This is a genomic window from Variovorax sp. P4_B11 (genome assembly GCF_056402355.1).
The window spans coordinates 95,808-120,230 of sequence record NZ_JBFUHO010000013.1; the positions used below are offsets into that span (position 1 = coordinate 95,808).

At 64.7% G+C, this 24,423-nt stretch carries 25 protein-coding genes and 1 pseudogene; 15 read left to right on the forward strand and 11 right to left on the reverse strand.

The features are described from left to right. The first annotated feature begins 163 nt into the window (after positions 1-163). Positions 164-562: an ArsR/SmtB family transcription factor gene (locus tag AC1DYD_RS14520; RefSeq protein WP_478173446.1), complete on the forward strand. Its 399-nt coding sequence runs from the start codon at positions 164-166 to the stop codon at positions 560-562. Between the two features lie 165 nt (positions 563-727). Here AC1DYD_RS14520 and AC1DYD_RS14525 read toward each other — a convergent pair whose 3' ends face one another. Then, complete coding sequence (locus AC1DYD_RS14525; RefSeq protein WP_478173447.1) at positions 728-1,051, reverse strand: metalloregulator ArsR/SmtB family transcription factor; 324 nt, start codon at positions 1,049-1,051, stop codon at positions 728-730. Between the two features lie 80 nt (positions 1,052-1,131). Here AC1DYD_RS14525 and AC1DYD_RS14530 point away from each other — a divergent pair, with 80 nt between their 5' ends. Together AC1DYD_RS14530 and AC1DYD_RS14535 are read left to right on the forward strand one after the other, a co-directional pair. Then, positions 1,132-2,007 (forward strand): MBL fold metallo-hydrolase, encoded by an 876-nt coding sequence (locus tag AC1DYD_RS14530; protein ID WP_478173448.1) that lies wholly within the window; start codon positions 1,132-1,134, stop codon positions 2,005-2,007. A 36-nt stretch (positions 2,008-2,043) separates the two neighbouring features. Further along, complete coding sequence (locus AC1DYD_RS14535) at positions 2,044-2,424, forward strand: rhodanese-like domain-containing protein (protein WP_478173449.1); 381 nt, start codon at positions 2,044-2,046, stop codon at positions 2,422-2,424. Positions 2,425-2,522: 98 nt separating this feature from the next. Here AC1DYD_RS14535 and AC1DYD_RS14540 read toward each other — a convergent pair whose 3' ends face one another. Continuing rightward, positions 2,523-2,978, reverse strand: coding sequence for a universal stress protein (locus tag AC1DYD_RS14540; RefSeq protein ID WP_478173450.1), 456 nt, complete (start codon positions 2,976-2,978; stop codon positions 2,523-2,525). A gap of 351 nt (positions 2,979-3,329) precedes the next feature. Between AC1DYD_RS14540 and AC1DYD_RS14545 the strand changes: the two are divergent. The 5 genes and pseudogenes from AC1DYD_RS14545 to AC1DYD_RS14565 all read left to right on the forward strand — a co-directional run. Then, positions 3,330-3,556 (forward strand): annotated as a pseudogene (locus AC1DYD_RS14545) (NAD(P)H-dependent oxidoreductase); the annotation flags it as partial. 166 nt (positions 3,557-3,722) lie between these two features. After that, on the forward strand, positions 3,723-4,787 hold the full coding sequence (locus AC1DYD_RS14550; RefSeq protein WP_478173451.1) for a permease: 1,065 nt from the start codon (positions 3,723-3,725) through the stop codon (positions 4,785-4,787). A 4-nt stretch (positions 4,788-4,791) separates the two neighbouring features. After that, entirely contained in the window at positions 4,792-6,552 is a 1,761-nt protein-coding gene (locus tag AC1DYD_RS14555; RefSeq protein ID WP_478173452.1) for a hypothetical protein, read from the forward strand. A 1-nt stretch (position 6,553) separates the two neighbouring features. Then, the gene (locus AC1DYD_RS14560; RefSeq protein ID WP_478173453.1) at positions 6,554-6,787 is read left to right on the forward strand and encodes a thioredoxin family protein; all 234 of its coding nucleotides are present in this window, start codon (positions 6,554-6,556) and stop codon (positions 6,785-6,787) included. Between the two features lie 252 nt (positions 6,788-7,039). Further along, a complete protein-coding gene (locus AC1DYD_RS14565; RefSeq protein WP_478173454.1) occupies positions 7,040-8,332 on the forward strand; it encodes a DUF3422 family protein in 1,293 nt (430 codons plus the stop codon). A 22-nt stretch (positions 8,333-8,354) separates the two neighbouring features. Here AC1DYD_RS14565 and AC1DYD_RS14570 read toward each other — a convergent pair whose 3' ends face one another. Beyond that, complete coding sequence (locus AC1DYD_RS14570; protein WP_478173455.1) at positions 8,355-9,026, reverse strand: FadR/GntR family transcriptional regulator; 672 nt, start codon at positions 9,024-9,026, stop codon at positions 8,355-8,357. Positions 9,027-9,211: 185 nt separating this feature from the next. Between AC1DYD_RS14570 and AC1DYD_RS14575 the strand changes: the two genes are divergently transcribed. From AC1DYD_RS14575 to AC1DYD_RS14585, 3 genes are read left to right on the forward strand one after another with little or no spacing between them, the layout of a single operon-like run. Further along, positions 9,212-10,405 carry a mandelate racemase/muconate lactonizing enzyme family protein gene (locus tag AC1DYD_RS14575; RefSeq protein WP_478173456.1) on the forward strand — a complete coding sequence of 398 codons (1,194 nt, stop codon included), beginning with the start codon at positions 9,212-9,214 and terminating at the stop codon, positions 10,403-10,405. A 48-nt stretch (positions 10,406-10,453) separates the two neighbouring features. Beyond that, the gene (locus AC1DYD_RS14580) at positions 10,454-11,413 is read left to right on the forward strand and encodes a 2-hydroxyacid dehydrogenase (RefSeq protein ID WP_478173457.1); all 960 of its coding nucleotides are present in this window, start codon (positions 10,454-10,456) and stop codon (positions 11,411-11,413) included. A 21-nt stretch (positions 11,414-11,434) separates the two neighbouring features. Next, complete coding sequence (locus tag AC1DYD_RS14585; RefSeq protein WP_478173458.1) at positions 11,435-12,451, forward strand: Bug family tripartite tricarboxylate transporter substrate binding protein; 1,017 nt, start codon at positions 11,435-11,437, stop codon at positions 12,449-12,451. Positions 12,452-12,503: 52 nt separating this feature from the next. Here AC1DYD_RS14585 and AC1DYD_RS14590 read toward each other — a convergent pair whose 3' ends face one another. The 7 genes from AC1DYD_RS14590 to AC1DYD_RS14620 all read right to left on the reverse strand — a co-directional run bounded on the left by AC1DYD_RS14590 (position 12,504) and on the right by AC1DYD_RS14620 (position 17,877). Beyond that, a complete protein-coding gene (locus AC1DYD_RS14590) occupies positions 12,504-13,448 on the reverse strand; it encodes a dioxygenase family protein (protein ID WP_478173459.1) in 945 nt (314 codons plus the stop codon). Positions 13,449-13,520: 72 nt separating this feature from the next. After that, positions 13,521-13,964, reverse strand: a complete 444-nt coding sequence (gene aroQ / locus AC1DYD_RS14595; RefSeq protein WP_478173460.1) for a type II 3-dehydroquinate dehydratase — start codon at positions 13,962-13,964, stop codon at positions 13,521-13,523. A 25-nt stretch (positions 13,965-13,989) separates the two neighbouring features. Beyond that, the gene (gene aroE / locus AC1DYD_RS14600; protein WP_478173461.1) at positions 13,990-14,811 is read right to left on the reverse strand and encodes a shikimate dehydrogenase; all 822 of its coding nucleotides are present in this window, start codon (positions 14,809-14,811) and stop codon (positions 13,990-13,992) included. A gap of 13 nt (positions 14,812-14,824) precedes the next feature. Further along, entirely contained in the window at positions 14,825-16,054 is a 1,230-nt protein-coding gene (locus AC1DYD_RS14605) for a CaiB/BaiF CoA transferase family protein (RefSeq protein ID WP_478173462.1), read from the reverse strand. Further along, a complete protein-coding gene (locus AC1DYD_RS14610) occupies positions 16,051-16,512 on the reverse strand; it encodes a MaoC family dehydratase (RefSeq protein ID WP_478173463.1) in 462 nt (153 codons plus the stop codon). The genes AC1DYD_RS14605 and AC1DYD_RS14610 overlap by 4 nt, the downstream gene beginning before the upstream one ends. A gap of 28 nt (positions 16,513-16,540) precedes the next feature. Continuing rightward, complete coding sequence (locus AC1DYD_RS14615) at positions 16,541-16,951, reverse strand: VOC family protein (RefSeq protein ID WP_478173464.1); 411 nt, start codon at positions 16,949-16,951, stop codon at positions 16,541-16,543. Beyond that, the gene (locus tag AC1DYD_RS14620; RefSeq protein ID WP_478173465.1) at positions 16,948-17,877 is read right to left on the reverse strand and encodes a ketopantoate reductase family protein; all 930 of its coding nucleotides are present in this window, start codon (positions 17,875-17,877) and stop codon (positions 16,948-16,950) included. The genes AC1DYD_RS14615 and AC1DYD_RS14620 overlap by 4 nt, the downstream gene beginning before the upstream one ends. Positions 17,878-17,985: 108 nt before the next feature. On the opposite strand from AC1DYD_RS14620, the gene AC1DYD_RS14625 reads away from it, so the two are divergent. Continuing rightward, positions 17,986-18,936: a LysR family transcriptional regulator gene (locus AC1DYD_RS14625; RefSeq protein ID WP_478173485.1), complete on the forward strand. Its 951-nt coding sequence runs from the start codon at positions 17,986-17,988 to the stop codon at positions 18,934-18,936. 204 nt (positions 18,937-19,140) lie between these two features. On the opposite strand, the gene AC1DYD_RS14630 is transcribed toward AC1DYD_RS14625, so the two are convergent. Further along, entirely contained in the window at positions 19,141-20,025 is an 885-nt protein-coding gene (locus tag AC1DYD_RS14630; RefSeq protein ID WP_478173466.1) for a LysR family transcriptional regulator, read from the reverse strand. Positions 20,026-20,138: 113 nt separating this feature from the next. Here AC1DYD_RS14630 and AC1DYD_RS14635 point away from each other — a divergent pair, with 113 nt between their 5' ends. From AC1DYD_RS14635 to groL, 3 genes are all read left to right on the forward strand, one after another. Further along, entirely contained in the window at positions 20,139-21,113 is a 975-nt protein-coding gene (locus AC1DYD_RS14635) for a Bug family tripartite tricarboxylate transporter substrate binding protein (protein WP_478173467.1), read from the forward strand. A gap of 15 nt (positions 21,114-21,128) precedes the next feature. Next, complete coding sequence (locus AC1DYD_RS14640) at positions 21,129-22,517, forward strand: FAD-dependent oxidoreductase (protein ID WP_478173468.1); 1,389 nt, start codon at positions 21,129-21,131, stop codon at positions 22,515-22,517. Positions 22,518-22,755: 238 nt separating this feature from the next. Then, positions 22,756-24,381 carry a chaperonin GroEL gene (groL, locus tag AC1DYD_RS14645; RefSeq protein WP_478173469.1) on the forward strand — a complete coding sequence of 542 codons (1,626 nt, stop codon included), beginning with the start codon at positions 22,756-22,758 and terminating at the stop codon, positions 24,379-24,381. The last annotated feature ends 42 nt before the right edge of the window (positions 24,382-24,423 follow it).

A 24,423-nucleotide genomic window follows, 5' to 3' on the forward strand; every position in this document is an offset into this window, starting at 1 on the left:
CCAGTCCGAATACGCTGGGACTGGAACAGCACCGATGTTTTGTATAGTATTTGCGCACATAGCTAAATAGTCAAGTGTGTAAGTAACTGATTGCGCGGAGACGAGTATGAGAAGGGAGCACTGAGGCATGATTGCGCCAGATCAACTTCAGGCATGTCCAAGCATGGAAGGCCTTTCCGACGAAGCGTTGGTGCAGGTGGCGGCGTATTTCCAGGCGCTGGCCGAGCCGACTCGGCTGCAGATTCTCAATCTCCTGCGCCAGCAGGAGCGAAACGTGGGCGAGCTGGCGCAGCTGTGCGGCTACAGCTCGGCCAACATCTCACGGCACCTCACTCTGTTGACGCAGCACGGGCTGGTGTCGCGGGAAACCCGTGGAAACAGTGCCTACTTCCGCATCGCGGATGCCGCGGTCTACGAGCTGTGCGATCTGGTGTGCGGCAACATTGCGCGGCAGTTCGAGCGAACGGCTCCGAAGCGGGCCGCATTCGCCGCGCCCGCCGGGCGGCGGCGGAGGCCGCGTTCTCCAGCGGGTCTCGGAGGGCCTTCCAGCGAACGCGGTTGAGAACCAGGCCAGGAATCTGGCGAGAATCCGATCCGGCCATGTCCTTTGAGCCGGAGGGGCTTGCCGCGCCCGCCTCGCGAACAGAGTGGGGCTCAGGCCTCAGGCATCAATCTGCAGCTCGGGCAGCGACGCAAACAGCCGGTAGACGGTTCCAGTCCATAGGCATCAGGTCTCCTTCGGACAGTAGAGACGGTAGAGCAGCGCGAGGATCTCAAGCATCGAGGTATCGGCCACCCTGTAGAAGATGCTCTTTCCCTCGCGGCGCGTATGGACAGCTCCCTCGCCGCGTAACACGCCCAGTTGCTGTGAAAGGGTCGGCTGGCGAATGTCCAGTGCGCGTTCCAGCTCGCTCACGCACATCTCTCCTTGCGAGAGCTGGCAAAGCAGGAGCAGTCGGTCTTCATTGGCGAGCACCTTGAGAGCGCCAACAGCCTTGCCTGCGGCGCCGCGCAGGGCGTCGGGATCGATGACCAAAGCGGAAGCCTTCATAAAGAGAAGAAATGGACAGTTTCGATTGACATATTATGTATACATCGATAATATACGTCAATCGGTGACCCAGTGATCCCATGAAGACCCGCACGACGACCCAAGGCTTCTTCGACCCCCACACGTGGACGGTTTCCTACGTCATCTGGGACGATGCGACGGGACGAGCCGCGGTCATCGACCCGGTGCTGGACTACGATTTCAAGTCGGGGCACACCAGCACGGCTTCGGCCGACCGGCTGCTGGCCTATGTGCGGGAGAAAGGCCTGCAGGTCGACTGGATTCTGGAAACCCACGCGCACGCCGACCACCTGTCCGGCGCACGCTACGTCCAGGCCCAGGTCGGCGGCCTGATCGCCATCGGCGAGAACATCCGCACCGTGCAGGCGACCTTCAAGAAGCTCTTCAACCTCGAGCGCAGCTTTCTGCCGGACGGGAGCCAGTTCGACCACCTCCTCAGGGACGGCGAGGTGTTCAAGATTGGCAGCGTCGAGGCCACCGCACTGCTGGTGCCGGGTCACACCCCGGCTGACATGGCCTACCTGGTGGACGGCTCCGTCTTCGTCGGCGACACGCTCTTCATGCCCGACGTCGGCAGCGCGCGCGCGGACTTCCCTGGTGGCAACGCACGCCAGCTCTACGCCTCGATGCGCAGACTGCTGGACCTGCCGCCCGAGACCACGATGTACGTCTGTCACGACTACCCACCGGGGTCTCGACAGCCCCGATGGCAGACCACCGTCGCCGAGCAACGAGCCCACAACATCCATGTCCGCGACGGCGTCAGCGAGGACGCCTTCGTCGCCATGCGCACGGCCCGGGACGCAACCCTGGATGTTCCGACGCTCATCCTTCCCTCGATTCAGGTGAACGTGCGGGGCGGACAGCTTCCGCCCCCCGACGACAACGGGGTCGCCTACCTCCGTATCCCGGTCAACGCGCTTCCTGTGCACTGAACCGGTGACATTGATCATTCACATAAGTTAATCGTCATGAAATCTGCTCACGATCTCGTTGCCGCCGCCAAGGCTCGCGTCCAGGAAGTCTCCATCGACCAGGCAGAACAAGCCATCCGCGAGGCCGACGTTCTCATCGACGTGCGCGAGACCGACGAGTACCAGGCAGGACACCTGCCAGGTGCCGTCCATGCCTCGCGCGGACTGCTGGAATTCAAGCTCAGCAGCAGTCCTCGACTCACATCGCGCGACCTCAAGGTGGTCTTGTATTGCAAGACAAGCGGCCGCGCGGCCTTGGCCGCCTGCGCCATGCACGACATGGGCTACCTGCAGGTGCAGTCGATAGCGGGCGGGTTTGACGCCTGGGTCGCTGCCGGCAAGCCCGTAGCATCGCCCACTTCGCCTTCTTTCGAGTGACACGGAACGACATCGACTTCGCTCGACTGTTGCACGCCCAGCCCTACAGCAATCGAAGGAACGCCGTGAAATCTCGCGACGGCCACCTCCATTGCTGTTCAGTCGACAGCCAGATCGTTCTTGACGAGCAGGACTGGCACCGGGCTACTGCGTGCCACCGCCGCTGCCTCGCTACCTAAGGTGAGGCGCCTCAGCCCGCGGCGCCCGTGCGTGCCCATGACGATCAGGTCGCAGCCGGAACGCCTGGCTTCGTCCACGATGACGCTCGCAATGCTGCCATGTATTCCCTCGTTCAGGACGACTTCGGCCTGAATGCCGGCCTTGGCGGCCCATCGCTTGCCGGTTGTAAGCACTTCCTCGCCGAGTGCGCGTTTCTTCTGCCTGGATTCATCAAGACTGGATAGGGCCGACATCTCATCGAGGTCGGGAGCGTCTTCGATGACATGCAGCAGTCGCAACGTTCCCTTGTGCTCGACGGCGAGTTGCACTGCTTCCTGCAAGCCACGCTCGGCGGTGGCGCTGCCATCGAGGGGAACCAGGATATGTTGGTACACGAAGCCTCCTTGGCCCAATCGAACTATTGCATACAGCCAAAGTGAGCTGCCGCGATTTGGATTCCGAGATGACCGAGAAGTTGCCACGTCACACGCCATGGATGGTCTTAAGCTTCGCCGAAGGTCTCGCGGTCACATTAGATTTCTGCCGGACCGGATGACCCTCAGCGGGAATTCCCTGGCGCCGGTCTCGACGATCCGTTCCTTCAAAATGTTCAAGCACTCTAGCCTCGCCCCGCCCCGTGCATTTCCCAAGGCTCGCGTGGCTCCGGCGTATCGCGAGGGATCAGGATTGATCATGAGTCCCAAGGCTGCAATCAGAGTGGTCGACGTGCTGGTTGGCGTGAACCGACTGGCATCATGAAGGCGCAGATCGACTGGATCCCTTCGAGCGTGTGCGCCGTGCGGCCAACCCAAGGGGAAACGCTCGCGGTCATGCAGGTGTCGGGCGGCTCCCAGTCGTTCAATGCGGTGAACCAGCTGCGCGGCTCGGCCGCTGGAAGCGAATGATCACGATTCCAAACCAATCCTCGATCGCCAAGGCGTTCATGGAGTTCGACGCCGCGCCCGAACGCAAATACCTCTTGAGCGTGTTGCGAAACAGGCCCGTAGGCCGCGCCGATCAGAACGCTGCGCGAATTCCTTGCGATTGACGGCCCCGTGGCTTGACGTCGATCAAACGTCAGAAATCCAGTTGCTGCATCCTTTTGCAGGTCTTCATCTCCGCTTTGGAGAGGACGGACCATGACCGAACTGACCGCTTCCACGCTACGCCAACGAACTCTGCAGTTGCCGAGACAGCACCCCCGCGTCTTTCTTTTGATGGCCGCGCTGGTTTGGTGGGTGCTCTACCAGGCGTTGACGCCGGCGTCAGAGGCTCTCGTCGCCGCGTTGCCGATCGATCGGACAAGCCGCCTGGGCGGGGCCGTGCAGTTCTTCTTCTACGACACGCCCAAGGTGTTGTTGCTGCTGACGGCGGTGGTGTTCGTGATGGGCATGGTGAACTCGTACTTCACCCCTGAGCGCACGCGCGCCCTGCTGGCCGGCCGGACCGAAGGCGTGGCCAACGTGATGGCCGCCAGCCTGGGCATCGTGACGCCCTTCTGTTCCTGTTCCGCTGTGCCCTTGTTCATTGGCTTCGTTCAGGCCGGCGTGCCTCTGGGCGTGACCTTTTCGTTCCTGATTTCGGCGCCGATGGTCAACGAGGTGGCGCTGACACTGCTGCTCAGCCTGTTCGGCTGGAAGATTGCGCTGCTCTACCTCACCCTGGGCCTCAGCGTGGCGATTGTGGCGGGCTGGGTGATCGGCCGGATGAAGATGGAGCGGCACCTGGAAGACTGGGTGCGCGACATGCCCAAGGTGCAGGCGGCTGCCGGTGACCAGGGCATGACGCTCACCGAGCGAATCGATGCCGGCTTTGCCAGCGTGCACGAGATTGTCGGCAAGGTCTGGCCCTACATCCTGACCGGCATCGCCATCGGTGCAGGCATCCACGGCTGGGTACCAGAGGATTTCATGGCTTCGTTCATGGGCAAAGACGCTCCGTGGTGGTCGGTGCCGCTCGCGGTGCTCATTGGCGTACCGATGTACACGAACGCCGCCGGTGTGATCCCGATCGTGCAGGCATTGCTGGCCAAGGGCGCGGCACTCGGCACCGTGCTGGCGTTCATGATGAGCGTGATCGCGCTTTCCTTGCCCGAGATGATCATCTTGCGCAAGGTGCTGAAAGTGCGCCTGATCGCCACCTTCGCAGGTGTGGTGGCCGCCGGCATATTGACGGTCGGCTACGTTTTCAACGCATTGCTTTGATCAAATGAAATCGGCACGCACGGGCGATTCGATCGCACTGCTCAACAGCGAGTGCTTTTGCTTCAGCCTCGACCGCGAAGCGCTGGCGCATGCGCTCGATGCCGAGTTGGGGCGGCCGGGCCTGTCGGATCTCATTCGCGGGCGCTGTCCCTTCGTGTTCTCCGCCCAACCGGTGTTCGTGGCCGCAGCGCAGTTGCAGCGCATGGCGCAGCTGGTGCAGGCCATCGAATCGGTGGTAGCCATGCCGGCGTACCGCGAGCAGACATTGGCAGCGGCACCAGCCATCGCTCGCTTGGGCGGGCAAGGCCCGCACGGCGTGTTCCTCGGATACGACTTTCACCTCGACCAGGGGCGCCTGGGCCTCATCGAGATCAACACCAATGCGGGCGGCGCCATGCTCAACGCGGTGCTGGCGCGCGCGCAGCGGGCCTGCTGCGACGCGATGGATGCCATGGTGCCCACGCCAGCCAGCGTGTTGGCGTTCGAGCAACGCATCGTCGACATGTTTCGCCGAGAGTGGCGACTGGCAGGCCAAGGCCGCGCGGCGCGACCGCTGGCAAGCATAGCGATCGTCGACGCAGCGCCTGCAGATCAATACCTGTACCCCGAATTTGTCCTGTTCCAGCGCTTGTTCGAACGACACGGACTGCGTGCTGTCATCGCCGATCCGTCGGAGCTTGTGTGGCGTGACGGCGTGCTCTGGTGCGACGAGCTCGCGATCGATCTGGTCTACAACCGGCTGACCGACTTCTACCTTGAACAACCGGACAGTGCTGCGCTGCGTGACGCCTACGAACAGCGCGGCGCGGTGCTGACCCCTCACCCGCAAGCGCACGCCCTTTATGCCGACAAGCGACAGCTCGCGCTCTTCAGCGATCCGGCTCGTCTCCAGGCGCTGGGCGTGCCGCCGGCAACACAGGAGATATTGCTGTCCTGCGTGCCGCACACCGAGGTGGTCTCTGCGGCGAACGCCGATCGACTGTGGGCGGCGCGCCGCAACCTCTTCTTCAAGCCCGTGGCCGGTTTTGGTAGCCGCGCGGCGTACCGAGGCGACAAACTGACACAGCGAGTCTGGGCGGACATTCTCGGCGGTGACTACGTCGCCCAGACCATCGTTGCGCCGGGTGAACGCAAGCTCGACAAGGGGGAGGCCGTGCGGCCCCTGAAGTTCGACCTGCGAGCCTATGCCTACGAGGGGTCGGTACAGTGGGTGGCGGCGCGCCTGTACCAAGGCCAGACCACGAACTTTCGAACGCCGGGCGGCGGCTTTGCGCCCGTGTACAGCACGGTCGACATTTCGGGCCGCAGCCTCCCGCATGGCGCAGATGGCGTCGCAGCGAATGAGCACGCCTCCTACGTCTTCCTGCTCGATGAAGACAGCGGGGTCCATCCCGTTCCCCATGCCCTGTACGTGGCGCTTGCTCGCGGCCAGGCCACAGCACCCGCGTTGGCGGGCCGAACCCTGCGACTGGCCGATTGGTACGTGCGCGAAGCGCCCGGAGAGGCCGGCACAGTGGTCAACGAGACGTACAGCTTGGTCCGATTTGACGCCCAGGGACGCATCGACTGGCCTGGCACGCCGGCGGCGCACCCGCACCGTCCTGGCTCAGCGACCGTTCCCGAGGACGCAAGCTGGCCGACAACTGCAGAGCATGCGCAAATGCGAGCCCTGCTATCAGGTGGCCGAGTTTCGAGTGTGCCGAATGCAATAGACGTGCACGCGCCGGGGCGGCCACTTGAGACTTCAACCCTGAATGGAGATTGATATGGACATCAAGGTACTCGGCACGGGATGTGCCAAATGCAAGAGTACGGTCGCAATGATCGAACAGGTTGCCAAGGCCAAGGGCGTCAGCGTCACGCTGCAGAAGGTCGAGGAGATGCGCGACATCGTGAACTACGGCGTGATGTCGACCCCAGGCGTTGTGATCGACGGCAAGGTGGTCCATGCCGGGGGTGTGCCCAGCCGTGACAAGGTCGAACAATGGCTTGGCGCATGAGCGGTATGAGCGCAAGGTGGGGGTCTGGGCCGCCTGCCGCAGGTGGTCTCGGTGCGGTTGACTTTCGTGTCGGTTGACGTGCCGACAGTAGACGATGTGCGTCTTGTCAGGGTGAAGTTCGAAACCGCATTGCTGCAAACGCTCACCGATTCGGCGCAGCTCCAGCTCCGAGTCGAACAGTGACGGCGGATGTGCTTGAAAAATCCGTATGCTCGCTGAACTGGGCATCGCCCGATCTTTCACTCGTCGCCCATGCCCCTTACCAGCCGCCTCACCCAGCATCCGCAGCGCGCCGAGCTGCACAACGAAGTCCACGCCCGTCCGCCCGAAGCGCTGACGGGCGCCCTGAGCATTGCGCATGTCGTTATGCTCGCGGATACGTCGCAACGCGCCCAGAGCCAGGCCCATCTGGCAAGGCTGTTGCGTGATCATCATCTGACGCCACCGGACGAGAAGACCACGCACCTGCGGGTCGAGTTCGGATCGATTCGCCTGCGCTGGGAACTGCACACGGAGTTTGTCACCTGGACATTCACGTTACAAGAACCCGCAGAAGCACGCCGTCCCCGCCTGCCAGCCAGTGCCTTCAGCGCCGTACCGCAAGAATGGCTCGCCGGGCTTCCCGGACAATGCCTTTGCAGCCTCAATCTCTGGGTATTTCCGGCGCGAGGAAGCGTCGACGACCCGTACGTCAAGGACATGCTCAACGAGCAAATGCTGGTGGGCTCCAACGTCGCGGCCGGGCAGGCACAGGTGTACACCGACTTCGCCATCCACGCGGACGGCTCCTCCCGCATCCTGCTTTTCTCGGATGCGCTGGAGCCTCGTCGACTCGGCCGAATGGTGCAGCGGGTCCTCGAGATCGAGACGTACCGGTTGGCGGCCCTGCTCGGACTGCCGGCGGCGCGGCAAGCAGGTGAGGCTCTGGGCAGCGCGGAAGGCGAGTTGGCTGCGCTCGCGCAAGCCATTCGCAGCGCTCAACGCGACGCCGAGCCGGCCCTGCTGGACCGGCTCACGCGCCTCGCCGGGGAGGTCGAAAGCCAGCACGCCGCCACGCATTCACGCCTTTCCGCCAGCAGCGCCTATTTCGAGCTGCTGGACCAGCGCATCGTGCAGATTTCCGAAGCCAAGCTCGATGGTCTCCAGAGCATTGCCGAGTTCATGGACCGACGCCTGACCCCCGCGAGAAAAACGTGCGAATGGGCGGCCAAGCGACAGGATTCGCTGTCGCAACGCGTCTCCAGAATGAGCAATTTGCTGCGCACCCGCGTCGAGATCGAACAGCAACAAGTCAGCCAAGCCCTGCTGGAGGCGCTGAACCGCCGTCAGGACCTTCAACTGAAGCTGCAGGCCACCGTCGAAGGACTTTCGGTTGCGGCCATCACCTACTATATCGTTGGCCTCGTCAGCTACCTCGCCAAGGGTGCTCAGCAGATCGGTTGGCCGCTGTCGCCGGAGACCACGGCTGCACTGGCCATTCCACTCGTTGCGACCAGTATCTGGTGGTCGCTGCGGCGCCTTCATCGAAAAATGTTCGTCCACTAGCGAAAGTCTGATCCGCCGAGAGTCAGTGGCCGAACAGCCGCGCGATGCCCCCGCGCAGGTGCGCCTCCATGGCCTGCCGTGCGGCGGCGGCATTCTGCTGCTCGATGGCCAGTTCCACGGCCGCGTGCTCCTGGCACACGCCAGTCCGTCGCTGCCCTTGCGGCCGCCCCGCGAGGCTGCGCGAGAGTCCGATGCTGAAGCGGGTCTGCGGCGCCAGGGCGTTCATCGTCATGCTGAAAAAGCGGTTGCCGCAGGCTTGGGCCACCGCGTCGTGGAAGGCGACGTCCTCTTCCACGGCATCGCTTCCGTCCGCAAGGGCCTGCTCAAAACGCTCGCGACACAGGCGGATATGGTGCATCTGATCGGTGGTGCGCGTCAGCGCCGCGCGGGCGGCGGCTTCGCCTTCCATGAAGCAGCGGAATTCCAGAAAGGCGCGGATGTCTGCGATGTTCTCCAGCGTGCTGAGCGAGATGGGCTTGGCCTGAGGCAGCGCATCTGTGACGAAAGTGCCCGAGCCCTTGCGCGCGTAGATGCGGCCCTCGTCGCGAAGGCGCGCCAGCGCCTGGCGCAGCACCGGGCGCGACACGCCGAGGCGCTGTGACAGCGCCGTTTCACCGGGCAGCCGTGCGCGCGGCTCGAAGCCCGGCGTGCCGAGAAGTTGCATCAGGTCCTCGTAGACCTTGTCGCCCAGCAACCGGTCCGCCCTGTGTGCGTGCATGGCCAGATCCGTGGCGTCTGAAACGGGTTCTTGCATATAACAGCTATTTACAGGGTAATCGGCCAAAAGTTCAAGCGCCTACACACAGACAATTCACTTCAGACCCAACTCGCTCGAAAAATCTCCAGATTTGCCCCTGAAGATATAAAAAGCTGTAAATCATGTCAACCATCCGCTGTCTTCGTACCTACCGGCTGCCGGACCGGCCCAGCCTGATCTGGCTCGAGCTGGAAACGAGCGATGGCCTCGTCGGGCTGGGGGAGACCTTTCGCGGGGCCGCTTCGGTCGAAACCTGCCTGCATGACGAACTCGCTCCCTGGTTGCTGGGGCGCGACGCGCGGCACATCGAAGGCATCTCGCGCCATCTGCTCACGCCCTACGTCGGCTACAACGGTTCGGGTGTGGAAGTGCGCTCAGCCAGTGCTGTCGACATCGCGTTGTGGGACCTGGCGGGCCAGCGTCAGGGCGTGCCCATCCACGAGGCGCTGGGCGGCGCGGCACGCCCGAGCGTGCCGGTCTACAACACCTGCGCGGGCTACAGCTTCAACACCACCGGCAAGCGTCGCGACATCGGCGCGCACGACCAGTCCCAGGGGCCTTACGACGACCAGGTGGCCTTCATGCGCGACGCCGGCGCGCTCGCCCGCAGCCTGCTGGACGAAGGGTACAAGGCCATGAAGATCTGGCCCTTCGACATCTACGCGCCCGGAAGCGGCGGCCATCTCATCAGCCTGCCGGACCTGGAAAAGGGCCTGGAGCCGTTCCGGCGCATTCGCGATGCCGTCGGCAACCGCATCGAGGTCATGTGCGAATTGCACAGCCTCTTCGGTGGCCACTCGGCCTTGCGCATCTGCCAGGCGCTGGAGGACTACAACGTGTTCTGGGTCGAAGACCCGCTGTGCAAGATGGACGACGCCGCCGGCCTCGCCGACCTGCGGCGCCGCACGCGCGTGCCGGTATGCGGAAGTGAGACGCTGGGCGGCCTGCGCCCCTTTCGCGACCTGCTTGCCAGCGACGCGCTCGACGTGGTGATGCTGGACCTCGCCTGGTGCGGCGGCTTCACCGAAGGGCGCAAGATCGCAGCGCTCGCCCAAGCCTACAACCGGCCGCTGGCACCGCACGACTGCACCGGCCCGGTCACGTTGATGGCAGGCCTGCAGATGGCATTGCACGCGTCGACGGCCATCTACCAGGAGGTGGTGCGCGCCACGCTGGCCACCTGGTACCGCGACATCGTGACCGACCTGCCGGTGATCCGTGAGGGGATGGCCCAGCCGCCCGTGGCGCCTGGGTTGGGTACGCGCTTGCAGGACAGCCTCAAGCAGCGACCGGACCTCATCGTCCGCGAAAGCTGATAGCGGGCATTGCCTCGCCGTCTCGACCACGCCTTCGCAAGACTTCCCATGCATATCCAGATCGTCGGCCTTCATGCGCCCAACGCGCCCCGGTTGCGCGCGCTCCTCGGCCCCGGGCACGAGGTCGAGGCGCGTCACGCCTTTCCCGAGGCTGGCGTTATCCCCTCGGACGTCGTCATCAGCAACAGCATCAGCGCCGACGAAGCCGACCGCCTGCGCTGCCGGCTGGTGCATGTGCCTGGGGCAGGATCGGAACAGATCGCCTGCCGGTCGTTGCCCCCGGGAACCACGGTGTGCAATGTGCACGGTCACGAGGTGCCCATCGCCGAGTTCACCCTGCACGCCATCCTGGAGCACTTCCTGCAACTCTGGCAGTACCCGTCGCAACTGGACGCGAGCGCCTGGGCGCAGGCCTACGCCAGCCGCGCCCAGCACGATGAGGCCAATGGCAAGACCGTCGCCATCCTGGGATTTGGTCACATCGGGCAGGAGATTGCCCGGCGCGCGCGGGCCTGCGGCATGCACGTGATGGCCGTGACGCGCAGCGGCAAACAGGGCCCGGAGGAACTGGCGCATGAATACGTCGCGGTGTCGGCGCTGGACGAAGTGCTGGCACGGGTTCAAGTCCTGGTGGTCTGTTGCCCGCTGGACGACAGCACCCGCGGCCTGATCGGCGCGCGCCAGCTTGCATTGCTGCCCGCGCACTCTTTGCTGGTCAACGTGGCCCGCGCAGAAGTCGTCGACGAGCAGGCACTTTATGAAGCCCTGCGTGACAAGCAACTGGGACGGGCCGTCCTCGACGTCTGGTACCAGTACCCGAAAAAGGGCGGGGCGCCAGTGAACCCCTCACGCTGGCCGCTGCATGAACTGCCCAACGTCCGCGCCACGCCCCACATCTCGGCCATGACGCCGGCGCTGCTCGAGAGGCGCTACCGCTTCATGGCCCAGAACATCGTGCGACTGCAACAGGGGCAGCCGCTCTTCAACGTGATCTACCAGGCGCCCTGACCACCTTCAACGGAGATACCCATGAAAGCCGAGACTTCAACGACCCCGTCCGCCCTCCCCCGGGCCAGGCGCGCACTGCTCGGCATGGCCGCCGTGGCGATGCTGGCAGGCGCGTCCCTGCCGGTCCACGCAGAGGACGCGGCGAGCTACCCCAGCAAGATGATCCGCATCACCGTGCCCAACCCGGCGGGCGGCACCTCGGACGTGCTGGGGCGCCTGCTGGCCAAGGAGTTGGGCGAGATGTTCAAGCAGCCGGTCATTGTGGAGAACAAGGCCGGAGGCAATGGCAACATCGGTGCGGCGTTCGTGGCCAAGTCTGCGCCGGACGGCTACAACCTGCTGCTGCTGGACATGAGCGTGTTGACCATCGGCCCCAGCGTGGTGGCGCAACTGCCCTACAACCCGCAGAAGGACCTGACGCCGATCGCGATTCCGGCGTATTCACCGCACCTCCTGGTGGTCCGGAACGATCTGCCGGTGAAGAACATCGACGAGCTCGCCGCCTACGCCAAGAAGAGCGGCAAGCCCGTGAGCTTCGGCACGCCGCTGGCCTCCATCAGTCAACTGGCGGGCATCCTGCTCGCGCAGGACCGCGGTTTCGAATTCAACGTCATCGGCTACAAGGGCGGCGCCCAGGCCCTGGCAGATCTCGCGGGGGGCCAGATCGACAGCGCGATGGCGAGCGTGGTCGCCACCAACCAACTGGTGCAGGGCGGCAAGGTCAAGGCCATTGCGGTCACGAGCGCCAAGCCCTTTGCAGCGACCCCGGGTGTGCCGACCGTCGCCTCGCAGATCCCCAACTTCGTGACGGGTTCCTGGCAGGGCTTGCTGGCGCCCGCCAACACACCGCCAGCGGTGCTGGACAAGTTGCAGGAGGCCGTGCAGCGCATCGTGACGCGCCCCGACTTCGCCACCCGTCTGCAGGAACTCGGCTCCGAGCCATCGACCATGAACCGCCAGCAGATCGCGCAATGGATGCAAACCGAGACCCAGCGCTGGGGCAAGGTGGTCAAGGACAACAACATCAAGGCGGAGTAGAGCGCGCGCTATCCCCCTGTCACTCACGCGTGGCATCGGTGCGCCGAGGGCTTCAGGCTTTGCGCTCCAGCACCTGCAAGGTCGGCCGCTCGCCGTTCGCCTTGCCGGTGATCGGCGGCTTCGGCAGCCTGGCCTCGCCCGGTTCGATCACGAAGTGATGGTCGAGCGAATACCACGGCCCGCTGACATCGCCGGCCGGCGCCGGCTCGTCGGCATGCAGCACGTACTGGCCAATCAGAGCTTGCGTCACCCCGAACTGCACATCGGTTTCAAGGCGTGGGTCGTCGCTCGAATAGACCTGCGAGAACTGCGTCTTGAAGCCCGGCTTGTAGATCATGAAATGGATGTGGGCCGGGCGCATGTTGTGACGGCCCTGTGCGCGCAACAGCGCGCCGACCGGGCCGCTCAAAGGGATCGGGTAGCCAGCCGGCTTGACGCTCCTGAAGGCGATGCGGCCGCGCGCATCGGTGGTGAACTTGCCGCGCAGGTTCATGTCGGTCTGCCCCGGGTCCTGGTTCTCGTAGAAGCCCTCCGCTGAGGTATGCCACACGTCGACTTCGGCGCCTTCCACCGGCCGGCCCTGGCTGTCGCGCACCCAGGCGTTGACGAAGATCGGCGCGCCGGGCGTGGGCGAGCGAACGATGGATTCACCGTTCGCCGTCGCCGGCGAGTCCTTGCGCCAGAACGGGCCCATGAGATTGGCGGTCGTGTCCGTCTGTCCGTGATCGCCGTTGTTGAGCAGGCAGACCAGCGACGAGATGCCCAGCGAACCGGCGATGAGCACCACTTCGTTGTGCGATGCAGTGGTCAACTGGCCGAGATTGGCGATCAAGCCGCAAGCCTGGTGGAACTCGGCCTCGGTCAGCCTGGCATCTCGCACGAAGCCGTGCAGGTGTTGCACCGCTGCGGTCATGAGTTCCTTGAAGCGCGGGTTTTCGCTTCGGGCCACCTCGGCCAGCACTGCGGCCGTCACGTCTTGTTGGGTCTTGATGATCACGGGGAAGTCTCCTTGCTTCGATGGGGAACGATACTGCGGTCCATCAAGTCAATGCCAGGATTTGCCCTGTTGTCAGGCAGCGACCCGCGCCGCCGATACGGCAGCACGCAAGCCGAGCAGGTAGCTGTCCACCCCGAAGCCGCAGATCTGGCCCTTCACGATCTCCGCAAACACCGAGTGATGGCGGAACTCCTCGCGCGCATGGATGTTGGACATGTGCAGTTCGACCACCGGCACCGTGAGGATCGCCAGCGCATCCCGGATGCCGTAGCTGTAGTGCGTCCAGGCGCCGGCGTTGATCAGCACCGCGTCGACGCCATCGGTGAAGCCCTGGTGGATGCGCTCGCACATGGCGCTTTCGCCGTTGGTCTGGAAGCTCTCGATCTCGGCGCCGAGTTCCTTGCCCAGCGCCTGCAACTGTGCATCGATCTCGGCCAGCGTCGTGGTGCCGTATTGCTTCGGGTCGCGCTTGCCGAACATGTTGTGGTTGATGCCGTGGAGCATGAGGATCTTCATGGAGTGTCTCCTTCTTGTCGCGGGTTCAAACCAACGGGATGGTCATGCGCTCGATGACCGGCCGGGTGTCGGGTCGCACGCCGCGCCACCAGACGAAGGCTTGCGCAGCCTGCTCGACCAGCATACCCACGCCGTCGGCGAGCTTGGGCACGCCGGCGTTCCGTGCCAGACGCAGGAAGGGTGTCAGGCCCTTGCCGTAGGCCAGTTCATAGGCCAGCTTCGCGCTGCGGAGCGCCTCGGCCGGCACCGGCGGCAACTCGGCCTTCAGGCTGGCCGAGGTGCCGTTGATGACGATGTCGAATTTCTCCCCGGTCAGATCACCATAGCCGCAAGCCCGCACGGGACCCTGCACGGCGAATTGCGCGGCAAGATCGGCTGCCTTCGACACGGTGCGGTTCGCCAGCACCAATTCGGCCGGCTGCTGCGCAAGGAACGGCAGCAAAGCTCCGCGCACCGCGCCGCCGGATCCCAGCACCAGCATGCGCGCGCCCTTGAGCGGGAAGCCCAGGTTGCACTGGATGTCGTTGGTCAGGCCGACGCCATCGAAGTTGTCGGCAATGATGCGGTCGCCCTCGAACTTCAGCGCGTTGGTGGCACCGGCCAGTTCGGCACGTTCGAGCCGATCCGTTGCCAGCGCAAAGGCTTGCAGCTTGAACGGCGCGGTCACGTTCATGCCCAGGCCGCCTGCCTTGCGGAATGCATGCACGTCGTCCGCAAAGTGCTCGAGCGAGCCTTCAATCGCGATGTAGTCGATGTCCTGATCGGTCACCTTCGCAAAGCTGGCGTGGATCATCGGCGACTTGGTGTGGCCAATGGGGTTGCCGATGACGGCGTACTTGTCGGTCATGGTGCGTGCCTCCTCATGCGCTGAACAGCACACCGTCGGCCTGCATGTCGGCGATCTGCGCGGCGTCGAAGCCGAGGCTGGCGGCGATCTCGGCGTTGTGTTCCCCGAGTTCAGGCGCAACCTGCGTGATCGAGGTGTCGCAGCCCGACATGCGGAACGGCAGGTTGGGCAGGCGGATCTTGCCGAGCACGGGATGGTCCTGCTCCACCACCATGCCGCGCGCCTGGATCTGCGGGTCGGCCAGCACCTCGTCGATGCGCTGCACCTTGGCGCAGGGCACGTCGATGCCATCGAGCATCTGCAATACGTCGACGACGGGGCGCGCTGCAACCCAGGGGCGAACGACTTCGAGGATCTCGAGGCGATTCGCATTGCGCCCGGCCGCGGCATGCAGCCGCGTGTCGCTGCCGAAGCCCGCCGGCCCGCCAGTGTGCTCGACCAGGGCGGCGAATCGCTTCCACGCATCGTCCACCTGCGCGGCGATGACCAGATCGCCGTCCTGGGCGCGGAACACGCCGTAGAGCGTCGAGTTGGGCATGTCGTGGCCGGTCTGCACCGGAACTTCCTTGCCGTCCGAGAGCGTATAGCACTGCACCGCGTATTCGTGCATCGACACCAGCGTGTCGTACAGCGCCATGTCGATGTGCTGACCGCGGCCCGACTTCACGCGACCCAGCAGCGCGGCGTTGATCGCAGCGACGGCGTGGATGCCGGTGTACATGTCGCCCAGCGAGATGCGCAGCAGCGGCGGCGCCTCGCCGGGGTTGCCGACCATCTGCATGATGCCGCTCTTGGCTTCGGCGATGAGGCCGAAGCCGGCGCGATGCGAGTCCGGTCCGGTGTGGCCATAGGCGGAGATCGAGCAGTACACGAGGCCCGGATTCGTCTCGGCCAGTTCCGCATAGCCCAAGCCCAGCTTGTCCAGCGCACCGGGGCGGTAGTTCTCGACGAACACGTCGGCGCTGTCGACCAGCTTCTTCATCAAGGCGCGGCCGCGCGGGTCCTTGGTGTTGACCGACAGTCCCTTCTTTCCCATGTTCTGCTGGAGGAAGTAGCCGCTGTGGTCGCCCACGAACCAGGCATGCTGGCGACCGGCGTCACCTGTACCGGGGCGCTCGACCTTGATGACTTCGGCGCCCAGTGCCGCGAGGCATCGACCGACGTAAGGGCCGGCCAGGAAGTGGCTGTAGTCGATGACGCGGATGCCGGCCAGCGGCAGCGCTTGTTGTGGTGCCGCGTTCATGCCGTCTTCCTCGGCACCATCACGCGGTGCTCGCCCTTTTGCACGACTTCATCGCGCTGGTTGATGAGCTCCGACGGCAGCACCAGGATGCCCCAGCCCGGCTTGCTCTTCGACTCGCGCTTGGTGCCGACATGGAACCTCACCCGCACCGTGTCACCGAACTTGATGGGGGCGACAAAGCTCCATTCCCAGCCCAGCGACATGCCGGGCATGAAGCGCATGTCGCTCTGGGTCTTCAGGCCATCGGCCACCGACAGGCCGAACAGTCCGTGGGCCACACGGGTGCCGAACGGCGTGGTGCGGGCATAGGCCTCGTCGGTGTGCACTGGCGTGTGGTCGCCGGTGAGGTCGGCATACGCCATCACGCGGGCTTCGGTCACTTCATAGGGCGGGCTGATGCATTCTTCGCCGACGACGGCATCGTCCCAATACTTGTCTTCGATGGTGAGGGTGGTCATGGTGGGTGTCTCTGGGCAATTGAAAAATTCAGGCGCGGGGATCGATGGCCAGGGCCTTGGAGACTGCGCCGGGGCTGGCCTGGATGAACTCGACGGCCAGGCCATCGGGCAGGCGCAGCCAGTTGCGGCCTTGCGACATCTCGGTGACGCCGAAGGCCTGCGCGGCGGTGAGCGCGGCCTCGAGGTCTTCGCACATCACGCCCAGGTGGCCGAGGCGGCCTTCGGGGCCGGCGTAGTCCGGCTTGGCCATGAACTGCATGCCGCCGAGCGTCCAGTACTGGATCGGCTCCTCGACGGTGCCCTGTACTTCGCGCATGGCCATGCCGCAGACGTCGCGGAAGAACTTGATGTGCCAGTGGATGTCGCTGACCCAGATCGCGACGTGCTCGACATAGGCTCTGGGGGGTGTGTTGGGGCGACCCGGCGCGGCGCGGCTCATTTCGCCTCCATGCGGCGTTCGATGCCCTTGATCGCGGCCACCAACGTCTGGTTGACCGGCGTCGGCACGTTGTATTTCTGGCCTGCCCGTACCACCGAGCCGTTGATGAAATCGATCTCGGTGATCGAGCCCTTCTCGAGGCTCTGCAGCATCGAGGTCTTGAACTCGTAGGGCAGTCCCTCGGCCGCCATGACCCACGCGTCGCGTGGCGCCTTGATCGACAGCTTGACGCCGCTGGCCTCGGCAACGGCCATGGCCTCGGCGACCGCGGCAATGGCCGTCGCCTCGATCTCCGGCACCGCATAGAGGCAGCCGTAGACCTGCCCCGTGATGCCGCTGAGTGCGCCCGTGGAAACGTTGATGAGGAGCTTGTCCCACATCACGCCCATGATGTTGTCGCTGACCTCGCAGGGCAACTCGGCGCGCTCGAATTCGGCGGCAATGGCCTTGGCGCGCTCGGTGATGCTGCCGTCGAGCTCGCCGATCACCGAGCGCTTGCCCTGCGTGCCGGCAATGATGTGGCCGGGGCCGAGCATTACGCCGCCGACGTAGGTCTTTCCGGCCAGCACATGCTCGCGGCCCGCGACATCGGCCAGGATTTCCTCGTGGCCCATGCCGTTCTGCAACGACATCACGGCTGTGCCGGGGCCGACGATGCCCAGCGCGCCTTCGATGGCCGAGCGTGTGTGGAAGGACTTGACCAGGACGATCACGAGGTCCGGCGCCTCCAGCCCCTTGCTGTCGATCGCGGCGCGCACCTTGACGACGCGTTCCGTGCCACCGATCTTCATGCGCAGGCCGACGCGGTTGATCGCGTCGACGTGGCCCTGGAAGGAGTCGATCAATGTAACGTCGGACCCCGCCGCCGCGAGGGTCCCGCCAATGGCGCAACCGAGTGCGCCGGCGCCGAGAAAGTAGATCTTCATGTGCGTCTCCGTTTGGAATGACTCAACGATAGATTGCAGCCTTCATGCTGCCTATGACATGGCCAAAATGGTCTACATTCCGTTTTGAAATGGGGACGGCCTATGGACATGGATGAGGACACCGAAGACGGCACGGCGCTTCTTAGCATCAAGCTCCTGCGTCTCTTCGACCTGCTCTACAGCACGAACAGCGTGACGCGCGCGGGCGAGGCCATGGGCCAGAGCCAGCCGACGGTGAGCAACTGGCTGCGCCGATTGCGCAAGCAACTGAACGATGAGCTTTTTGTGCGGACCGCCGCCGGCATGCAGGCCACGCCGCGCGCGGAGGAGTTGATCGTGCCTGTACGAGAGGCGTTGGCCGCACTGCGTCGCATCGCCGCACCTGCCGAAGCTTTCGACCCTTCGACCGCGACACGGCGCTTTCGGATCTGCATGACCGATGCGAGCCACATCACGCTGTTGCCGCGCTTGCTGGCGCACGTGCGCGCCTTGGCGCCGGGCGTTCGCCTCGAAGCCGCGCGCATCGACGAGCAGACCGCGCAGGCACTGCAATCCGGCCAGGCGGACCTCGCGATCGGCCTGGTACCGTGGCTGGAGTCGGGCTTCTACCAACAGGTCCTGTATCCACAGGACTGGGTATGCCTCGTCAATGCGCGTCATCCACGCATCGGCGCCAAGGGTGTGGGTCTGCGCGACTACRGGGCCGAGGCGCATATCGGCATCATCGGAGGCACCGGAGCGCAGTTGCTGGAGGCGGTATTGGAGCGCCACCAGATCGAGCGGCGCATCCTGTTGGAACTGCCCGGGTTCCTTGGCCTTGCGGCCATCGTGTCGACGACCGACCTGGTCGCGACCGTGCCGCGGCATATCGGCGAGACGCTTGCCAGCTCGAGCGCCGGCGCCTTGACTGTCTACGACTGCCCGGTGCCGGTACCCCCCTTCACCGTCAAGCAGCACTGGCACGCACGCTATCAGCAGGACCCGGCCAATCGCTGGCTGCGTGCCTTGTGCGAGGAGCTGTTCGCGGCCAAGCGCTCGATGGCCAAGGCGCGAAAGTAGTTGCGGGTGCGAGCCGCGCTCGGGAACCGTTCGATTTCAGGCGGCAGAGGTCGCTGGCTGCCTGGGTCTGGTGCCCACGCCCTATGACAGCGGCGAGTTCAGTTTCATCATGCAAGTCGAACTTGGATGAGTGGCGCCCGATCGCTTCCTCCCCAGGCGACAAGGCCAATCGCCCGGTTTGCAGTCCAACCCCCGCGCTGTCGGCTACTCGAGAAACAGCTCAGCGATCATCGCCCGAAGCCACCGATTGGCCGGATCGTGGTGAAAGCGCTCGTGCCAATGCTGCTTGATGGCAAACGCAGGAAGGTCAAAAGGCGGCACCAGTGACTTGACTGTGGCGATGTGCCCCAGCATCTGCGCAACCCGCTCCGGGACCGTCGCGATGAGGTCAGACTGGGCCAGCAAATTGCCCAGGCCAGGCAGCGTCGGTAGCGACAACCTGACCTTCCGTTCAACGCCCATGCGCTTGAGCTGCTGCTCAAGCAGGTCGTGCCCCGTCCCGGGCGCAGTGATCGCCACGTGCCGTTCCCGCTTGAACAACGTCATCGTCATGCGTCGTTCCACCCGCGGATGGTGCTTTCGCACCACGCAAGCAAAGCCCTGCTCGAAAAGCTGCTGCTGATAGAAGCCGGCCTCAAGTTCTGGCATGAAGCCCACAGCCAGGTCAGACTCGCCGCTCTCCAGCAGCCGCCGCGTGTCGGGGCCGATGCGAAGCACCTCGATATGGATCGACGGCGCCACCTCCGCGACGCGATGGGTCAGCCGCGGCAGAAACTCGAGGTGGCTGACGTCCGTCATGCTGATCCTGAAGTGCCGAATGGAACTGCCGGGATCGAACACGACCTGCTGCCGGGTGGCCACCCGCAGCAGCTCCAGGGCTTGACGCAGCGGGCCCAGCAGGTCGGTGGCGTGCGGCGTTGGCACCATTCCTTCGGCAGTGCGCACGAAGAGCGGATCGTTGAACTGACGGCGCAACCGACCAAGGGCCAAGCTCACCGATGTCTGCGGAATATCGAGGTTTTCGGCGGCCCGCGTCACGCTACGCGTTTTGTAGACCTCATCAAACACTGCAAGGAGCCGCATGTCCATTATTTAGATTCCTGCTGAAGGGTATGGCCTTCATGGCATGGACGTAATCATTGCTGAAACCTAGAGTTGTCGCAACCGGCCACTTTCAGAGCCGGCAACATCGGAGACACACCATGCATCGTCGCCAATCCCTTCATTGGCTCTTGTCCCTCTCGCTTGGGCTCGCGGCCGGGTCGGTACACGCCCAACAATGGCCCAAGGCGCCAGTTCATCTCATCGTGCCTTTTGCCGCTGGATCCACGCCAGACACCGTGGCTCGTGTGGTAGGGGAAAGACTGGGTGCGCGGCTAGGGCAACCCTTCGTCGTGGACAACAAGCCAGGGGCCTCCGGCAACATCGGCACCACTGCGATAGCCAAGGCGGCACCCGACGGACAAACCATTGGCGTGGGCATCGCCGGCCCCTTGGCGGTGAACGCCCTGCTGTACAAGAAGATGCCGTACGACCCATCGCGTGATCTGGAGCCGATTGCCGTCGTTGCTTCTCAACCCGCAGTTCTGGTCACGTCCGCCAAACTGTCAGCTGCCAATGTGGGCGATCTGCTGGCGCAGCTGAGGAAGAATGCGGGCAAGTACAGCTTCGCCTCCATGGGCGCCGGGACGGCTTCACACCTGGCCATGCAGGCTCTCTCTGCGAAGACGGGGGCCGACCTCGTGCATGTGCCCTATCCCGGCTCCGGTGCCGCCGTCACCGCGGTCATCTCGGGCGAGGTCGACCTGGGCGTTCTACCCGCTGCGGCGGTCATGCCCTTTGTCAAATCCGGGCGGCTCAAGCCTCTCGCGGTCGCTTCAGCAAAGCGCTCACCGCTTCTTCCGCAGTTGCCGACACTTGCCGAACTGGGCGCACCCGAAATTCAGGCGGACGCCTGGATCGGAATCGTCGCGCCGGCAAAGACGCCAACCGAAATTGTCCATCGACTCCGCAGCGAGCTGGCACTGATCTTGGCCGAGCCAGCAGTGCAGGAAAAGCTGCGTGCCCAGTACATGGAACCGGTGGGGAACACGCCTGCGGAATTCCGCAGCATGTTGGCCGACGAAGTGGCTCGCTGGCGGCCCGTGATCGAGAAGAACAACATCACCCTTGACTAACCTGGAGCACCGAACATGAACACACAAGTCAATTCAGTTGCCGAGCCAGCGCGCGACGTTCCGCTCTTCGGCGAGTACGACGTGGTCGTATTGGGCGGTGGCCCAGCAGGAATGTCCGCCGCCGCCGCCGCGGCCCACAACGGTGCCGAGGTGCTGCTGACCGAGCGATACGGATTCATGGGCGGCATGGGCACCGCAGCGGGCGTGACAAACTTTTGCGGACTCCACGCCAACGTGTTCGGCACCATGCAACGGGTGGTCCATGGCTTCTCGGATGACTTGCTCCACCGAATGCGCGACCTGGACGGCCTCAGCGAGCCTCACCTGATCTTTGGCAAGATCCTCGCGCAAGCGTATGACGTGTCCGCCTTCAAGTGCGCGGCCGATGGGGCGTTGGCGGCGGCTGGCGTACAGATTCTGTTCCACGCTCTAGCCGCAGCCGTGATCAAGGCGCCGGACGGCCGAATCGACTCTGTGGTGTTGGAGACCAAGTCCGGGCGCCTCGCCGTCCGCGCGAAGTGCTTCATCGATTGCTCGGGTGATGCGGACATCGCGCATTGGGCGGGCGTTCCCACCGAGAAGGGCGACGGCGAGGGCCACCTGCTGTATCCCACGCTCATGCTCCGGGTTGGAAATGTGGACGCCCAACGCGCGGGCGAGGCATGGACACGCATTCCGGCGTTGATGGACAAGGCCGAAGAGGCGGGTGAATTCAAGTTCGCCCGCCGAGGCGCCATCGTCCGCCCGCAGAAGCACCCCTACGAATGGCGCGCAAATGTCACGCAGTTGAAGATGCCTGACGGGAAGGCGCTCGATGGCACCAACGCGCGGGCCCTCAGCGACGGAGAGATCGAGGGTCGCCGGCAGATCGTCGACTATGTGAAGTTCCTTCGCGCAAAGGTGCCTGGCTTCGAGGATGCCTACGTGCTGGACATCGCGCCTCAGGTCGGCATCCGGGAAACCCGTCGACTCGTGGGCGAATACATGCTCACAGCTCACGACGTGCTCGGCTGCGCGGATTTCGAGGACACCATTGGCGTGAACGGCTGGCCGCTGGAGATGCACGTTGACGGCGACGTGAAGTGGATGTGGCCCCCGATCCCCGAGTCGCGTGGCTACAACCAGCTTCCCTATCGGATGCTGCTGCCACGGCGTAGCACGGCGGGCGGTGTATCCAATCTGCTTGTTGCTGGCCGCTGTGCCTCGATGACCCATGACGGGCAGTCCGCGGCGCGCGTTACCGGAGCATGTTTCGTGATGGGACAGGCGGCGGGAACCGCGGCCGCCCTTGCAATCTCGCACGGAAAGTCCGTTCACGACATCGATGTGCAAGTACTTCAACAACGCCTCGAGGAGCAAGGTGCATTCCTTGGCCGCGAACTCGTGCAAGCGGCTGTCGGCTGAAGCCAGTCGAATCTGAGGTGGTGCTGCTGTGTCGCGGGAAGCAGCTGCGCCTTTCTATGGCGAGTCGTTCCCTGCCAGCCAGACGCAGCGCAAGTGCTCGGCAAGGTTTTCGGAATGCGGCGCGCCGGCTTCGTGGCTTGCGCCCGATCAAACGGCGCCGCGGCCGATGCCTTACCGTCGGGTTACTGCCTTCAGGACCCGCCGCGACGCCTTCGCCGCCACCCCAGGAGATTTCGCCATGACAGTCAAGAAGCTTTTGTTCGGGGAAGATGCGCGTGAAAAGATCCGCCGCGGCGTTGACACGCTCGCCGATGCTGTCAAGGTGACCCTCGGCCCCCGGGGTCGCACGGTGATCATCGACAGCGAGTACGGCGCGCCCCAGATCGTCAACTCCGGCGTCGTGGTCGCCAAGTCGATCGAACTGGAAGACCGCTTCGAGAACATGGGCGCGCAGCTGCTGCGCGAGGTCGCCGCCCGCACCAGCGAGATGGCGGGTGACGGCACCACCACCGCCACCGTGCTGGCGCACGCCATGATCCAGGAGGGCCTGAAGTACCTGGCCGCCGGCATGAACCCGATGGACCTCAAGCGCGGCATCGACCTCGGCGCGGAAACGGTCGTGAACACGCTGAAGACCATCTCTCAACCCTGCACGACCTCGCAGGAGATCGCCCACGTGGCGGCCATCTCGGCCAACAACGACCGATCGATCGGAGAGCTCATCGCGAATGCAATGGACAAGGTGGGCCGCGAAGGCGCGGTGTCGATCGAGGACGGCTCCGGGCGGGTCAGCGAACTCGAGATCGTCGAGGGCCTGCAGTTCGACCGCGGATACCTGTCGCCCTATTTCGTCAACAATGCCGAGAAGCAGGCGGCGGTGCTGGAGAACGCGCTGATCGTCCTGTGCGACCAAAGGCTCTCGTCGATCAACGACCTGGTGCCTCTGCTCGAGGCGGCGGCGAAGTCAGGAGCGCCGCTGCTGGTGATCGCCGAGGAGGTGGACGCCGATGCGCTGGCCACGCTGGTCATCAACAGTGTCCGTGGCGTCGTGAAAACCTGCGCCGTGAAGGCACCGGGCTTTGGCGACCGGCGCAAGGCCATGCTGCAGGACATGGGCATCCTGACCGGCGGGCAAGTGCTGTCGAGCGAGCTCGGGCTGACGCTCGCAAAGGCGACGCCGGACAACCTTGGCCGGGCGCGCCGCGTGGTGGTCGAAAAGGAGAGCACCACGATCATCGGCGGCGGCGGCGACCCGCAGGCGATCCGGGACCGGATCGCCGCCATCCGCAAGGAACGCGAGTTGCAGACCAGCGAGTACGACCGCACGCAGCTGGACGAACGCATCGCCAAGCTGTCGGGCGGCGTGGCGCTGATCAAGGTCGGCGCCGCGACCGAGACCGAGCTGAAGGAACGCAAGCTGCGGGTCGAGGATGCGCTGCACGCGACACGCGCCGCCGTCGAGGAAGGCATCGTTCCCGGCGGCGGCGTGGCGCTGCTGCGCGCCCGACGCGAATTGGCGGAGCTGCCATCCGCCAACCTGGACCAGGCCTCGGGCATCAAGATCGTCCAGCGCGCGCTCGAGGAGCCGCTGCGGCGCATCGTCGGCAACGCGGCCGACGAGCCGTCCATCGTGCTCGACAGGCTCGATGCGTCGACCCAGCGAAGCTACGGCTACAACGCGGCGACGCGCCAGTATGGCGACCTGCTGGAAATGGGCGTGATCGATCCCGCCAAGGTGACCCGCCTGGCGCTGCAGAACGCCGCATCGATCGCCAGCCTGTTGCTGACCACCGACTGCATGGTCGGGAATGCGCCGAAGAAGGCGGTGGCGGGGTCCGAAGGCCTGGATCGCGAGCCCTACTGACACCGCGCCCCCGGTGCGCGCGCCGGCGGCCCGGGCGGTCCC

Coding starts and splice junctions, on each gene's coding strand:
- AC1DYD_RS14620 (WP_478173465.1), bottom strand. CDS start 17,877: ATGAAGATCTACTTTCTCGGCGCCGGCGCACTCGGTTGCGCCATTGGC.
- aroQ (WP_478173460.1), bottom strand. CDS start 13,964: ATGAAGATCCTCATGCTCCACGGCATCAACCACAACATGTTCGGCAAG.
- groL (WP_478173469.1), top strand. CDS start 22,756: ATGACAGTCAAGAAGCTTTTGTTCGGGGAAGATGCGCGTGAAAAGATC.
- AC1DYD_RS14640 (WP_478173468.1), top strand. CDS start 21,129: ATGAACACACAAGTCAATTCAGTTGCCGAGCCAGCGCGCGACGTTCCG.
- AC1DYD_RS14580 (WP_478173457.1), top strand. CDS start 10,454: ATGCATATCCAGATCGTCGGCCTTCATGCGCCCAACGCGCCCCGGTTG.
- AC1DYD_RS14575 (WP_478173456.1), top strand. CDS start 9,212: ATGTCAACCATCCGCTGTCTTCGTACCTACCGGCTGCCGGACCGGCCC.
- AC1DYD_RS14525 (WP_478173447.1), bottom strand. CDS start 1,051: ATGAAGGCTTCCGCTTTGGTCATCGATCCCGACGCCCTGCGCGGCGCC.
- AC1DYD_RS14550 (WP_478173451.1), top strand. CDS start 3,723: ATGACCGAACTGACCGCTTCCACGCTACGCCAACGAACTCTGCAGTTG.
- aroE (WP_478173461.1), bottom strand. CDS start 14,811: ATGACCGACAAGTACGCCGTCATCGGCAACCCCATTGGCCACACCAAG.
- AC1DYD_RS14535 (WP_478173449.1), top strand. CDS start 2,044: ATGAAATCTGCTCACGATCTCGTTGCCGCCGCCAAGGCTCGCGTCCAG.
- AC1DYD_RS14520 (WP_478173446.1), top strand. CDS start 164: ATGGAAGGCCTTTCCGACGAAGCGTTGGTGCAGGTGGCGGCGTATTTC.
- AC1DYD_RS14630 (WP_478173466.1), bottom strand. CDS start 20,025: ATGGACATGCGGCTCCTTGCAGTGTTTGATGAGGTCTACAAAACGCGT.
- AC1DYD_RS14565 (WP_478173454.1), top strand. CDS start 7,040: ATGCCCCTTACCAGCCGCCTCACCCAGCATCCGCAGCGCGCCGAGCTG.
- AC1DYD_RS14610 (WP_478173463.1), bottom strand. CDS start 16,512: ATGACCACCCTCACCATCGAAGACAAGTATTGGGACGATGCCGTCGTC.
- AC1DYD_RS14605 (WP_478173462.1), bottom strand. CDS start 16,054: ATGAACGCGGCACCACAACAAGCGCTGCCGCTGGCCGGCATCCGCGTC.
- AC1DYD_RS14555 (WP_478173452.1), top strand. CDS start 4,792: ATGAAATCGGCACGCACGGGCGATTCGATCGCACTGCTCAACAGCGAG.
- AC1DYD_RS14615 (WP_478173464.1), bottom strand. CDS start 16,951: ATGAGCCGCGCCGCGCCGGGTCGCCCCAACACACCCCCCAGAGCCTAT.
- AC1DYD_RS14585 (WP_478173458.1), top strand. CDS start 11,435: ATGAAAGCCGAGACTTCAACGACCCCGTCCGCCCTCCCCCGGGCCAGG.
- AC1DYD_RS14635 (WP_478173467.1), top strand. CDS start 20,139: ATGCATCGTCGCCAATCCCTTCATTGGCTCTTGTCCCTCTCGCTTGGG.
- AC1DYD_RS14560 (WP_478173453.1), top strand. CDS start 6,554: ATGGACATCAAGGTACTCGGCACGGGATGTGCCAAATGCAAGAGTACG.
- AC1DYD_RS14530 (WP_478173448.1), top strand. CDS start 1,132: ATGAAGACCCGCACGACGACCCAAGGCTTCTTCGACCCCCACACGTGG.